Origin of the sequence: Paraburkholderia adhaesiva (assembly GCF_021390575.1) — a bacterium.
GTDB classification, from domain to species: domain Bacteria; phylum Pseudomonadota; class Gammaproteobacteria; order Burkholderiales; family Burkholderiaceae; genus Paraburkholderia; species Paraburkholderia adhaesiva.
This window is the reverse complement of the sequence record NZ_JAJEJQ010000001.1, coordinates 1,878,043-1,890,325: the sequence shown is the minus strand read 5'-3', so window position 1 is coordinate 1,890,325 and position 12,283 is coordinate 1,878,043. Positions and strand designations below refer to the sequence as shown.

Annotated in this window: 19 protein-coding genes; 10 read left to right on the top strand and 9 right to left on the bottom strand. The window is 60.7% G+C overall.

Annotated features, from left to right (window positions below; all coding sequences use genetic code 11):
- Positions 1 to 1,088 (bottom strand): IS3 family transposase gene (locus L0U80_RS08590; protein WP_233862864.1). Its coding sequence is split into 2 segments (ribosomal slippage): positions 1 to 839 and positions 839 to 1,088, totalling 1,089 coding nucleotides; the frame shifts between segments, so codons are not numbered across the junction.
- 115 nt (positions 1,089 to 1,203) lie between these two features.
- Between L0U80_RS08590 and L0U80_RS08585 the strand changes: the two genes are divergently transcribed.
- On the top strand, positions 1,204 to 1,812 hold the full coding sequence (locus tag L0U80_RS08585; protein ID WP_233863527.1) for a tyrosine-type recombinase/integrase: 609 nt from the start codon (positions 1,204 to 1,206) through the stop codon (positions 1,810 to 1,812).
- A 72-nt stretch (positions 1,813 to 1,884) separates the two neighbouring features.
- Here the strand turns inward: L0U80_RS08585 and L0U80_RS08580 are convergent, their stop codons facing one another.
- The 8 genes from L0U80_RS08580 to L0U80_RS08545 form a co-directional block, all read right to left on the bottom strand.
- Entirely contained in the window at positions 1,885 to 2,823 is a 939-nt protein-coding gene (locus L0U80_RS08580) for an AbiTii domain-containing protein (RefSeq protein WP_233863526.1), read from the bottom strand.
- A gap of 47 nt (positions 2,824 to 2,870) precedes the next feature.
- A complete protein-coding gene (locus L0U80_RS08575) occupies positions 2,871 to 3,071 on the bottom strand; it encodes a hypothetical protein (RefSeq protein ID WP_233863525.1) in 201 nt (66 codons plus the stop codon).
- A gap of 150 nt (positions 3,072 to 3,221) precedes the next feature.
- Complete coding sequence (locus L0U80_RS08570) at positions 3,222 to 3,737, bottom strand: hypothetical protein (RefSeq protein WP_233863524.1); 516 nt, start codon at positions 3,735 to 3,737, stop codon at positions 3,222 to 3,224.
- On the bottom strand, positions 3,734 to 3,988 hold the full coding sequence (locus L0U80_RS08565) for a hypothetical protein (RefSeq protein ID WP_233863523.1): 255 nt from the start codon (positions 3,986 to 3,988) through the stop codon (positions 3,734 to 3,736). Before L0U80_RS08565 ends, L0U80_RS08570 begins: the two co-directional genes overlap by 4 nt.
- Complete coding sequence (locus L0U80_RS08560) at positions 3,972 to 5,105, bottom strand: hypothetical protein (protein ID WP_233863522.1); 1,134 nt, start codon at positions 5,103 to 5,105, stop codon at positions 3,972 to 3,974. The genes L0U80_RS08565 and L0U80_RS08560 overlap by 17 nt, the downstream gene beginning before the upstream one ends.
- The gene (locus L0U80_RS08555) at positions 5,102 to 5,998 is read right to left on the bottom strand and encodes a YqaJ viral recombinase family nuclease (protein WP_233863521.1); all 897 of its coding nucleotides are present in this window, start codon (positions 5,996 to 5,998) and stop codon (positions 5,102 to 5,104) included. Before L0U80_RS08555 ends, L0U80_RS08560 begins: the two co-directional genes overlap by 4 nt.
- Positions 5,988 to 6,302, bottom strand: a complete 315-nt coding sequence (locus tag L0U80_RS08550; protein ID WP_233863520.1) for a DNA-directed RNA polymerase subunit alpha C-terminal domain-containing protein — start codon at positions 6,300 to 6,302, stop codon at positions 5,988 to 5,990. Before L0U80_RS08550 ends, L0U80_RS08555 begins: the two co-directional genes overlap by 11 nt.
- Positions 6,303 to 6,314: 12 nt before the next feature.
- The gene (locus L0U80_RS08545) at positions 6,315 to 6,548 is read right to left on the bottom strand and encodes a hypothetical protein (protein WP_233863519.1); all 234 of its coding nucleotides are present in this window, start codon (positions 6,546 to 6,548) and stop codon (positions 6,315 to 6,317) included.
- A gap of 839 nt (positions 6,549 to 7,387) precedes the next feature.
- On the opposite strand from L0U80_RS08545, the gene L0U80_RS08540 reads away from it, so the two are divergent.
- The 9 genes from L0U80_RS08540 to L0U80_RS08500 are packed head-to-tail and all read left to right on the top strand — an operon-like array spanning position 7,388 to position 12,247.
- A complete protein-coding gene (locus L0U80_RS08540; protein ID WP_233863518.1) occupies positions 7,388 to 7,861 on the top strand; it encodes an HNH endonuclease in 474 nt (157 codons plus the stop codon).
- Positions 7,862 to 7,875: 14 nt separating this feature from the next.
- The gene (locus tag L0U80_RS08535) at positions 7,876 to 8,790 is read left to right on the top strand and encodes a hypothetical protein (RefSeq protein ID WP_233863517.1); all 915 of its coding nucleotides are present in this window, start codon (positions 7,876 to 7,878) and stop codon (positions 8,788 to 8,790) included.
- Positions 8,768 to 9,403 carry a hypothetical protein gene (locus L0U80_RS08530; RefSeq protein ID WP_233863516.1) on the top strand — a complete coding sequence of 212 codons (636 nt, stop codon included), beginning with the start codon at positions 8,768 to 8,770 and terminating at the stop codon, positions 9,401 to 9,403. The genes L0U80_RS08535 and L0U80_RS08530 overlap by 23 nt, the downstream gene beginning before the upstream one ends.
- Positions 9,390 to 9,773 (top strand): DnaB-like helicase N-terminal domain-containing protein, encoded by a 384-nt coding sequence (locus L0U80_RS08525; RefSeq protein WP_233863515.1) that lies wholly within the window; start codon positions 9,390 to 9,392, stop codon positions 9,771 to 9,773. The genes L0U80_RS08530 and L0U80_RS08525 overlap by 14 nt, the downstream gene beginning before the upstream one ends.
- Complete coding sequence (locus L0U80_RS08520) at positions 9,770 to 10,297, top strand: hypothetical protein (RefSeq protein ID WP_233863514.1); 528 nt, start codon at positions 9,770 to 9,772, stop codon at positions 10,295 to 10,297. Before L0U80_RS08525 ends, L0U80_RS08520 begins: the two co-directional genes overlap by 4 nt.
- Before the next feature lie 55 nt (positions 10,298 to 10,352).
- On the top strand, positions 10,353 to 10,859 hold the full coding sequence (locus L0U80_RS08515) for a DNA cytosine methyltransferase (RefSeq protein ID WP_233863513.1): 507 nt from the start codon (positions 10,353 to 10,355) through the stop codon (positions 10,857 to 10,859).
- Positions 10,860 to 10,893: 34 nt separating this feature from the next.
- Positions 10,894 to 11,793, top strand: a complete 900-nt coding sequence (locus tag L0U80_RS08510; protein ID WP_233863512.1) for a hypothetical protein — start codon at positions 10,894 to 10,896, stop codon at positions 11,791 to 11,793.
- On the top strand, positions 11,790 to 12,041 hold the full coding sequence (locus L0U80_RS08505; protein WP_233863511.1) for a hypothetical protein: 252 nt from the start codon (positions 11,790 to 11,792) through the stop codon (positions 12,039 to 12,041). The genes L0U80_RS08510 and L0U80_RS08505 overlap by 4 nt, the downstream gene beginning before the upstream one ends.
- Positions 12,038 to 12,247, top strand: coding sequence for a hypothetical protein (locus tag L0U80_RS08500; protein ID WP_233863510.1), 210 nt, complete (start codon positions 12,038 to 12,040; stop codon positions 12,245 to 12,247). The genes L0U80_RS08505 and L0U80_RS08500 overlap by 4 nt, the downstream gene beginning before the upstream one ends.
- The last annotated feature ends 36 nt before the right edge of the window (positions 12,248 to 12,283 follow it).

Below are 12,283 nucleotides of genomic sequence, written 5' to 3'. Positions count from 1 at the left end.
CTAAGCGGCCATGGCCAGCCGCTGCTTCGGGGTAAAACCGCCCAATGCCATATTCGGGCGCTCGTGATTGTAAATCCACATCCAGTCGGCCGCCGCTTCGCGAACCTGCTCCAGGTCTTCCCACAGATACTGCGACAACCATTCGTACCGAGCAGTCCGGTTGAACCGTTCGATATACGCATTCTGCTGCGGCTTGCCCGGCTCGATGTATTCCAACCGGATGCCTTGCTTCTGCGTCCACGTCACGATGGCCGCGCTCAGATATTCCGGGCCGTTGTCGCACCGGATGACCTTCGGCTTGCCTCGCCATTCCATATGCTGCTTCAGCGTGCGAATCACCCGCTCGGATGGCAACGAGAAATCCACCTCGATGCCCAGCGCCTCGCGGTTGAAATCATCAATCACGTTCAGCGTCCGGATACTGCGCCCGTCAACCAGCTGGTCATGCATGAAGTCCATCGACCACACTTCATTGATGGCCTCCGGTACCGATAGCGGCTGCGGCGTTTCCCGCACCAGCCGCTTTTTCGGCTTGATGCGCAGGTTCAGCTCCAGCTCGCGGTAAATCCGGTAAATGCGCTTATGGTTCCAGCCGAATCCCTTCACGTTACGCAGGTAGAAGTAGCACAGCAGAAAACCCCAGTTGCGATGGCAACCCGTGATACGCAGCAGCCAGTTGGCAATCTCTTCGTTCTCCGTGTTCAACTTCGCCTCGTACCGGTAGCACGACTCGCTGATGCCAAACGCCGCGCACGCCACACGAATTGACACGCGCCGCTGTTGCACAACCCGCTTTGCCATCTCGCGCCGACGAGATGGCTTCAGAACTTTTTTTGCAGTGCCTCCGAGGCAATCTCAGCCTTGAGCTTCTCCTCGATGTACATCTTGCGAAGCCGGGCATTCTCCGCCTCCAGTTCCTTCATGCGCGACATCATCGACGCGTCCATGCCGCCGTACTTCGAGCGCCATTTATAAAACGTCGCCGAACTGATGCCCAGCTCCCGGCACAGCTCCGGCACCGCCAGTCCGGCCTCCGCGCGCTTGAGCGCCTCCAGTATCTGGCTGTCCGTGAATCTCGACTTCTTCATCTGCAGAACTCCCTCTTAACGAGAAAATTCTACTTCTCCCGACGATGGATTTGCGGGGGCATTACCGGACGAAGCGCGCCGGTTCTATGCCGCCCTGGTCGCGCGGGAAAACGAAATGCGCGACGCGCGCGACCGCACCAACGACCACCGCCGCCGCCGTCGCATGCCGCAATTGCCGTGTCTACGCAACGCGGAATTCGTGGACGCCTTGCGCCCGGCCGTGCTCGTTTCCATCATGACCGGGTTACGCAAGGGCGAACTATTCAACCTTCGATGGTCGGACGTGGACTTCGCGCACCACTTCATTACGGTGCGCGACGAACACGCGAAGTCCGGCAAGCAAAGGCATATTCCGATCAATGCCGCGCTCCATGACGTACTGGTAACGTGGAAGCCCCTGGCGCACCCTGATAGCGAGTACGTCTTCGCGGGCGAAACGGGCGAGCCAATCCAGGACATGAAAAAGTCGTTCGCATCCGTCCTGAAAGCGGCGCGTATCGAAGACTTCCGGTGGCACGACATGCGCCATACGTTCGCGTCGTGGCTCGTGCAATCGGGCGTTGACCTTAACGTGGTGCGTGAACTCCTGGGCCATGCCACGCTGGAAATGACGCAGCGTTACGCGCACCTTGCGCCGGAAAGCAAATTGCGCGCAGTGGCCGCGCTGCAACTCTCGGGGCCGAACATTCTACAGATTGCGCCCGCGCCGCTCCTGGCAGCATAACACCTGTGCATCTAAGAGAAAGCCCGCCATCTGGCGGGCTTCATATAGTTGTCCACGCCACAACCCTTATATTCAACCGGTTGTCTTTCCCAAATGCAGAATTTCACCTAAGAAGAGATATGTATTAAGGAAAAGAGAACGCGCTTCTTCTGCGCTGACATCCTTGTGGACACCGGATGAAACGCGATCAAAAAGATTTGATAAATTCTGCCTAATTTTCTGCTTCCGGGATTGGCTATCGGTTCTCATATTGACATACACATTGATTCGATTCTGGTGCTTTGACGCGTCAAGTTTTAGAGTGTTTCCGTTAACTTCTGCTGTCTCGTCACTCGGTGGGAGGATCGAATCAGCAAACGATTCGATAATTCGCCGACAAGTCGAAAGCGCTTGCGAAACGGCCTCGTTATCACCGGCAGAAAGTCGATCCATAACGGAAGGGATTTTTTCGAGGACATCGCCGCAGTGCTGAACGAGGAGCGTATCAACGTCGCGTTGATATCTTTCGAAAATTGTCTCCGTCAGGTTATCGAATTCCTTCGCGTAGTAGATTTCGCTGACAAAGTTGTGGAGCAAGCCCAATACTCGGCTTTTTATGCCGCTAATCGTCTGTATTAATGCAGTACAGGCGGTCATCTCCTTCATTACGTTCATGATGGCGAGATTGGCGTAATCGCCGCTGATATCTGGTGTCCGTAGCGTTGCAAGCTTTGCTCTTTGTGCAGCAATCAATGCTTCCTGCTGCGCAAGCGGCCCCCAATATCCAGTTTTCTTCTCGCGGTCTATCCAGCGTCCGGTGAGACCCATATACTTGAGCGAAACTGGATCATTATTGTAATAACCTCCCATCTCCAGCTTTAACCAAGCGCGAACTTCGTCGCTCCCAACCCAGCGCGCTAGGCGAGACGCCTTCAAAATCAGGCGCTCACCTTCTGCACGTCCTAACTCGATATCGTCAAGAAGCTCGCGTGCAAGCTCCAGAACGTGTTGCGACCGGCTCTGGTCCGTCATGAAAGGATCTCCTCGTTTGGAGGTCCAATTTTAACCCCGCCCGGACTCTATTCGTCTTGCGCGTTCATCCGTGTCCGTGCGGCTTTTTGCTCTTGGGCGATCCGCCGCTCCCATGCGCGCGCACTGGCGGCCGTTATCAGTGCCTTGCGGCCCACGCGCAATTCGTCGGGCGTGAGTCCCCGTTTTTTCAGGTCGTAATAGTGCGACCGGCTCAGGGCGTAGCGTGCGCAGAATTCGTCAACCGTCATTGGCGGCTCGCCTCTCGCGGTCGTTTTGGCGGGCGGCGTGATAGCGGGCGGGAACAGGTCGGCGCGGAAACCAGGACTCATGCTTTCTCCAGAGGCGCAACCGGACGCACGCACGCCACGCGCGGCCCGGTGTCGTGCCGCAATCGTGGGTTACTTTCCCGCTGCGCTTTCGTCTGTTTCCTTGCTCGCGTCCAGCGTGCCGGGTATTTCGTGTTTCAGCTTCAAAAGCGTGACCAGCTTTGCCGTCTCGCCGTCCGTGCGCGGATGCACCTGGGCGCACGCGGTATAGGCCACGGTGCCGCCTTCGCGCGGGCGCATTGTGACCTTGCAGAAGGTGACGCCATCGAAGCGGATATCGTCGCCTGGCGTTTCGCCCGCGTGCAAGGCCAGGTGCATTTCGCGCCAGGTCTGCGACCACTTCAGCACGCCAAGGCGCGGATTACGCACAGACGTAGGAAGCGCCAGGCCCATATCATCCCAGGCGGTCGGATTGTCGGGCGTCTTGAACAGCGAAGTGCGCAGGGACGGGCTAAGGCCGTCCAGTGACACACTCGGCAGTTCGAAGGCGAGTTTTAGATCGACGGCGATAACCTCTTCGTCGCCGTGGTGCTCGGGGCGCACATTGATATGCGCGACCTTAACCGGTTGCCGTGCAAATTCGATCATTGCGTCTTCTCCAGAATCGACAGCGCCTTTTGCATGATCCTGGCGTCGTAGGCGTCAATATCAGCGCGGCAACCATCAAGCAATGCACGCCCCGGCGCGTCGTCCATTTCGGACGACTTGCACGCCGCCTCGAAAAATATTTTCGCGCCCAGGTAAAAGCCCGTGCGCAACCAGTCCTGCTGTTCGTCGCACATTTGCATGATCGACATGACGCGCTCGACGCGCCCGAAAGACTCATTCAGATAACCCATTGCTGGAACCTCCTTTGTCCAGTTCCGCAGCGCGCGACTTGAAGAGCGCTTCAAGCTCGTTGCGCTGCGTTTCATCGCCAAGACGGCGGGCGAGATCCGCCGCAACATTCAGCGCGTCCAGCGTCGCGGCCTTATGCATTGCATCCGCGATATCTGCATAGGTCGGCGCAGCTTCGCCGCCTTCGGCGCTTTCTCCCCGATCGGGGCCGCCATCGGGCGGCGTATCCTGATCCGTGGGCGCATCGCCCGCGGGCTTGTCCTGGCCGCGCCGCCGCTTCGCCTGCATGCGCGACTTGACGGCCGCTGTCCGCGATTTGCCCGCGCGGGCGGCGACGTTGGCGGCCGGATCGTCCGCGGGCATATCGAACCATTCGGCGGGCGCGCTCATGCCATCTTTGAGCGCGTTGTAAATCTCGCGCAGCGATAACCACATGGCGGGCGTAACCTGGTCGATATGCCGTTCGATGCGCCGCTCTATCATTTCCTTGGTCACGCCGTACTCTTCGAAGCTCGACAGCAATTTTTCGATGCGCTCGTCGTTGATTTCGACGTTCGCTTCCTTTGTGACGCGGCACTGTTCCATCGCCGCGTCTACCACATCGCCGTCAATCAGGGCGAGAATGCATGCACGCTTGCGCCGCGCGCCCACGTTGGCGACCATTTCGTAAATATCCCGTTCGTCTTTCAGGGCATAGCCGCCTTCGCGCGTATCGCGCCAGTGACGCACGGTGAACGTGCGCACGTCGCGATAGTTCGTCTCGTAGTCCCACGCATACGCCATGCACTCCGATACACCATTGGCGCGGCTCAGTTCCTTTATTCCTGCCTCCATGTTTCCCCATCGCTTCGCGATCGTTTCCGCAAGCCGGATCGACGCGCCGATGATTTCCTTTTCGCCGCGTGGGTATTTGTAAGTCGCCTCTTCGGCCAGCGATGCGCGCATGCAGTCTTTGATAATCCGGTCCATCGCGCGGCGCGGGTCGCGTGGATGCGAACGCGCAATCAGCAACGCGGCCTGGACTTCGGCAATGGCCTTGGATTGCTCGACCGCGACAACCGCGCCGGTATGTGGCGCATCGTTGCTGCCAAACGGGTTTGCGACCTGTACATCGTTCATTGCCTGCCCCCTTTCTCCGAAAAGCGGAAGTCGATATAGCTGTATGGCTGCGTGACTGAGCCGGGGTTATTGACGCGTTTGCGCCGCCATTCGCCGCCGCCTGGTACGCGGGCGATGGACGCTTCGCCCATCACGTCAAGAATGTGTGCCTTGGCCTTTTCAGCGCTCGCGGCGTAGCGCTTCGCCAGTTCGTCCGATTGCCGGTAGACGAACTGCCAGTGGTCGATATCGTCCGGTAACGTGACCGTTTCGCCGTTCGTGCCCGGATAAAGGCGCTTGACAAGCGCCAGTGCGCCGGGCCGCTCGAAGTCAATGTCGGGCGGCTCGCGACGCTCGACGCATTGCCAGAATTCATGTTCGCCATCGATCAACAGCGCTTCCAGTTCAGGCTCACGCCGCACGATGTAGCGCTTTAACGTGTTGCCGCCGACCAGGGCCGCGAGATGCCATTGCGGGTAATCGAACAGGATGGCGTAATGCAGGCATTGCAACAGGTACGGCTCCGGTATTTCGTCCGTATCCGGTTCGCCCCAATCGCCGAAGCGATACGCGAGCGCATCCACGTTCTTGATTTCCAGACCAATGCGCGCGCCTTCTATGAGGCGGTCTGGATTGCCGATCATCCACGGGTAACGGGGATGCCGTCGCATCGCATGCCGACGCAGGCGCACGCCGTAGCGTTCCGCGAACACGTCGGCGATAGTGTCTTCCAGCGCGCGGCCCATCAACATGCGTTCCGTGTCTTCGCGCTCGAAGACGGCTTCGCCCGTCTTGTCGTAATACAGTTCGCGCGCCGACACATACGGATGCAGACCGCACGCAATTGGCGCATCGCTACCACCTACGCCCGTGCGCCGCTCGGCGAGCCATGCTTCGCGCGCGTCATTCATCATCGCCCCCGGCTTCGTCGGCGAGCCTCAGACCGCGCGCCGAAAGCGCTTCGGTAATCTCGCTCAGGGACTTGCGCCCAAGATTCGGCATGCGCAACAGTTCGTTACGCGTGCATCGGCAAAGCTCGCCAATCGTGAAAACGTTCCCGGCCGCAAGCGAGTTATGCGCACGCAGCGAAAGCGCAAGCGTCTGGATCGGCGCGCTTGCCTCGACGCTCGCGCCACGCCCGGCGATCATCGCCTCAATCAGCACGCGCGCGCGTGTCAGTTCCTCAACATCGTCGGTTGCCTCGATCGTGATCCGCATATCGCCTCCCTGTTATGCCGGCAGACGCGCGGCAAAGTCGCGCAACCACGCGCCGGACGTGCTGATAAACCGGTGCAGCGCCACGCGCTCTTGCGGATCGAAGGCCGCCGCGACGCGCGCCGGATCGTGCGTTGCGCAGAATTCGGCCAGGTGGCGCAATGCCTCATACAAGGCGGTCGCGGCTGTTTCCTCTTCATAGGAAGTCGCGCCGGGCGTGCGGTGTGGATAGCGGCGGCTTATATGCATCTTTAAACCCCTCGCGGCATCCGGTTTCAGGATTGCCGCGCAATGCCGACTTTAAATAGACGGCTAGATCATCGGTAAAGGCGGATCGGGATTTTTTAGCGAATTTCCGGCCTCAACGAAGACGAAGAATAAGCTGCGTTGCGCAATTTTCAACGGCCAAAAATAATTAGCTCCATGACAAAACGCACTGCAACATCGAATTGTTTGTCACCGATTCCAGGACAAACAATTCGGTGTTTTGAGCACGCAAAAATCGCGCTATGGCATGACAGAAGCGCGATTCAGGCAGCGAGCGTGCGCGAATTTTTTGTCCTGGATTTCGTGACAAACAATTCCGCGCACTTTCCGCAAACGCAAACCCGAAATCAAGGGTAAATCCCTGGCTTGTATTGGACCTGAAAAAATATTTTTTGAATTGGACTGCACTGGACCGCACTGGACTGCACTGGACTTTTAGCGCGATCCGGTGACTTGCATTAGTCACGCGACGGTATAAGGTTTAAAGCCGGCAATTAAAGCGGCTTGCGGTGGCGATCATGAAAAGCACGCGCGAAGGTTCAAGGCCCGGCGACGGGCGCACAGCATGGCGCGGCTATCCGCCATTGCGGGCGCGCGGCTCGACGCTCGCGTGCCTCACGCTGCGCGTCACGGTGACTTGCGCACCGCGATCTCTGCCGGTCGTGCGGCCGGTTTTGCGCGCGTTTTCACGCTCTGCATAAGGGGCGAAAAAACGTGAAAAGCGCTTACGCCGCTGTAAGTCTGAACACACCTGTTTGTCGGCTTGCCGCCAGGGCGAGCCGCAACGGTTGACGCGTTCACGCGCTACATAAGGAGCGACGATGAATGATGACTACGCCCGGCAGTACAAAGACCCGCGCTGGCAACGCAAGCGCCTGGAAATCATGGAGCGCGACGGCTTCGCATGCGTCGAATGCGGCGATAACGAATCGACGCTGAATGTCCACCATGTGCGCTATCTCCGCGGCGTGCCGCCCTGGGCCTATCCGCCGTGGTTGCTCGTCACGCTCTGCGAGTCGTGCCACGAAGCGATCCACGACGGGGGGCCGACAATTGGCGAACTTCTTTACTTCGAAGCACGATGCGTCGGTATGACCAAAGATCATTTCGACAAGCTGGAACGAGCATTTCGCCAATGTCTCTGCACGGAAGCGGCGAAGTTGGCAGCGGAAGAATGGGACCAAGCGCTGGATGCGTTCACGCGTGCGATCAAAGAATTGACCTCCGTTGATGTTGAAGAACCGCAAGCGCGCGCGTGCTTCACAAAGAACGTTCTTCGCTTATATGTGAAATGAGGAAGGGTGTGAACATGCCTCGCATTCGCAGCATCAAACCGGCATTCTGGACAAGCCCGCAAATCGTGCATGTCCCGATTCCCGCGCGTTTGCTGTTCATCGGCACATGGAATTTCGCCGATGACAACGGCAACCTGCCACGCGACGCAGAAAGGCTGAAGTTGCAGATTTTTCCTGCCGACGACATCGACGTGGAGCCGCTTGTGTGCGCGCTCATTACTCACGGATTGCTCATTGAGTACTCAGTGAGTTGCAGACGGTATCTGCATATCGTCGGATTTCGCGCCCATCAGGTCATAAGCCGCCCGTCACGCGCGGCGTATCCAAAACCGCCAGATACGGCCGAAAAGCCCGCGAGCACAGGCAATGACGGAAATTCGCCTGCCGCCGAGAACGGTGAAAACTCACAGAGTACTCATGGAGTAGTCATGGAGCGCTCCCTGATGGAAGAGGAAAAGGATAAAACCAGAAACATTAAAACCAAAGTCAAAAACAAAAGCACTGCTCGCGTTCCGCGCGCAGTAAGCGCGCCGCGCTTCGACGCGGGCACGTATCTGCGTTCGCTTGGGGTAGCCGATGACCTCGCGGCCGATTGGCTCGCAGTGCGCAAAGGGAAGCATCTTACGGCGACGCGCACCGCCATGGCGGGGGTACTGCGCGAAGTCGAAAAAACCGGCTTGCCACTGCCGGACGTACTGCGCATCTGTTGCGAAAAAGGCTGGGGCGGCTTTGAGGCGCATTGGCTCGAAAACTTGAGCCGCGATACACACGGGCCTCCGCCGTTTGCCCTTTCGCCACGCGACGTGCGCGAAGCGCGTAACCGCGCGATGGTGACAACGCTGACCGGGCGCGACCCGTGGGAGCCGCCGCCCGATGTGATCGACCTGGCCCCGGAGGATGTGCACCATGTGCCCGACAGACGGCACTGAAACGCGCGGCGAATGGCTGTTCCGCCACATGCTGACGCTCTACGGTTCGCGTTTTCTGGCGATGTGGCGCGATGTGGACAGCGACGACCTCAAGCGCGCATGGTCGCAGCGCCTGCGCGGTCTTTCGCCCGAAGCGCTGCGCGCGGGCCTCGAAGCGCTCGACGGCGTGACGCATCCGCCGATGCTGCCGGAATTCCTTGAACTGTGCCGCGAGTCGCGCGCGCAGCGCGTAGCGACTGCCGCGCCGAAGCTCGACGCGCTGACGCGCGCCTCGCCCGAAGTCGTGGAAGCGAACCTGCAGCGTATTCACGAAGCGATCGACGCGATCCGGCATCGCAAGCCGTCGCCGCAATGGGCTTTCGACATGATGCTACGCGGCTGTGGACGCAACGGCGCACCGCTGACGTATGAAACGCGGCGCGTTTCGATCGATGCGATGGTTTCGCCTGCGGGTCGCGCGTTCTACGCGCAAGGCACGGCGGAACTGCGCGCGAAGTATCGCGCCGTCTTTGAAGCGGCGTTGCGCACGCGTGGCGAAAAGCTACCGTCCCGCGAGCCGGGCGAAGACGACGAACCTGTTATCGAAAGAGAGGCAATCCATGATCCAGTTTAACGAAGGCGCGCGCTCGCGCGGTGAACAGTTCGTGCTACGCGCGATTCTGCGCGGCGAAGGTCTCATGTGGTGCGACTGGCACGCATTGCGTGCGCAGGACTTCGCGCACGACCTGCACGGCCAGATATACCGGCATGCAGAACGCCTTGCGCAACAGCGTTTGCAGCATGATCCGGCCGCCGTGATCTGCTCGATGCACCGCGAACGGCGCGGGCGCGTGCAAGGCGTCGCAAAGTATCTGAACTGGCTGGCCGGTGACGATCCCTGTTTCGACAGTGGCCGACCGCAAGCGCTTTCCGCGTTCCTGGATGCGCTCACGGACCAATGGGAAGCCGAAGCGCGCGCCGACGCGTTGCGGGGCTGGAAGTGAACGCGCCGACGCCCGCACTGTTGCACGCGCGCGAATACGAAGGCGGCGAAATCCGCTTCGTGATCCGCGGGGAACCGGCGAGCAAGAGCAATTCGCGAGAACTCGTCACGAAGCGTTGGCGCGACGAAGAGGACCGGCCGCGCTCGCGTCCGATGTTCATCAAGTCGGACAAGGCGCGGCAATACGAACGCACCGCGCTTTTGCAGATTCCGGCCGTCGCGCGCGTCGAACTGCTCGGCCCGGTGCGCGTGACGATGCGGATTTTCTACGCGAGCGAACGCCCGGACCTCGATGAAAGCGTGATTCTCGACGTACTGCAATCGCGCTATGTCACGGTGCATCGCAACGGGCGCGATGTGCGGGAATGCGTGCGCCGTGGCATCTATGCCAACGATCGCCAGGTGTACGAAAAGCACATCACGAAAGCGTTTGACCGTCTGTATCCGCGCGCCGAAATCGTGGTGGAGCCGCTGACGCCGGAACAGGCGGCGCTTGCCTTTGAAACGACGCCGGGGGCCGTATGACGTGGTATTTTTCGCGCGCCATGCTCGAAGCCTTCGCGCGCCAGGGGGGCGAACCATGCGCGAACTTGTCCTGTTTGCCGGTGCCGGCGGCGGCGTGCTCGGCGCAATCCTCGCCGGGCATCGAATCGTCTGTGCCGTTGAACTCGACGCCTACGCCCGATCTGTTTTACTCGCACGACAGAACGACGGGACGCTCGAACCGTTCCCGATATTTGATGACGTGCGCCAGTTTGACGGATGCGCATGGCGCGGCCTTGTTGACGTGGTATCAGGCGGCTTTCCGTGCCAGGACGTTAGCATCGCCGGGGGCGGTGCCGGAATCGACGGCGAGCAATCGGGCCTGTGGCGGGAAATGGCGCGCATCGTTCGCGAGATTCGACCGCGTTTCGTGCTCGTGGAGAACAGCCCAATGCTCACTGTTCGGGGACTCGGACGCGTGCTTGCCGACCTGGCCGCGATGGGGATGGATGCACGCTGGGGCGTGCTATCCGCTGCCGGTTGCGGTGCGCCGCACCTACGCGAGCGAATATGGATACTGGCGCACGCCATGTTCGAGGACTAAGGGTGGTGGCGACTATGCGGACGCCGACCGGGCCTTGACACGCGCGGACGCCGGGCATCAAATCAATCTGGCCGACCAGGTGAGACATGCGGCGCTATGGCCGACGCCGGTTTCCGACGATGCGTTTGCGCGAACCTTCGAGGGCTGCAACAAGCGAAGTGCGGATAAGCTCTCCGCGCGCGTGAAGCACTGGCCGACGCCGACCGCAACGCTCGGCAACAAAGGCGGCGTCGTGACGCCCGCGAAAGCGCGCGACGGCGGCAACCTGATTGAAGCGCTCGCATTGCATCTGTGGCCGACGCCAACCTGTGACGACAGCAGAAGCCGAAGCGGCCCCTATGCGTGGGGCTACATGCCGCTCAATCTTGCGGTGCGCTTTCCGACGCCCCGCGCGAATGACGCAGAGAAGCGCGGCGATTTCGACGTGACAAATCCGCGAAACGGATTGCCCGCGGCCGTGCGGACGTGGCCGACGCCGACATGCCAGGACGCCGAAAACAACGGCGGCCCTTCGCAGCATGTGCGCAACACGAAGCCGCTTAACGCCGTTGTCGATGGCCCGCTCAATCCGGCCTGGGTCGAATGGCTGATGGGCTGGCCCGTGGGATGGTCGGACCTTGCGCCGCTCGATGCCGCGCATTTCGACGCGTGGACGCGTCAGAATGCGCCACGCGCCGCCCGCGTGCCTGATCCGTGGTTCGGCATCGACCCGGCCACGCGGGACGCCCACGCGCCCGGATTCGTGCCGCGCCTGACGCAAATGAAGATACCGCACCGCGTAAGCCGCATCCGCGCCCTTGGTAACGGCCAGGTGCCGCGCGTCGTGGCGCAGGCATGGGCCGTACTGCGAAATCGTGACGAAGACGGCGAAGCCGCGAACGAAGACGCGCGCGACATGCGCGCGCTCCAGCTCGCGGCCGGGGGCACGCAATGAACGCGCGCCATCGCGAACAGCGCATCCGCGAAGCTGAGGACGCACGCGCCGCCGCACTGTACAACCTGGCACGGGCACATCAGGCGCTCGACACGATACGCGCGACCGCCGAAACGCACGCGCATTCGCACGACCGCGCCGAAGCGCTGCGAATCATCGCGATTACCGCGCGTGGCGCGCTGCTCGATGCGCTGCGCCCCGATCCGGGCTTCGTGCCCGGCGCGGACCATGAACGGGAAACACCATGAACGATCGAACGAAAGCCCATGCGGGCGTCGTGCCGCGCGGTGTCACGCTCGGCGAACTCGTTCACGCCGAAGCGATCCGCCGCGGCGGCGCGTGGCGCTCGCGTGCGGATGATTGCGCGCGACGGGCGGAAACGTGGTACGGGCGGCGGCCGGTCAGGGGCGAAGACCTCGCGCTCGTCTTCGCACAGGTATTCGGCACAGAGTAACGCGCCATGCCTGCCGCACTCGCGCCTTACGTTATT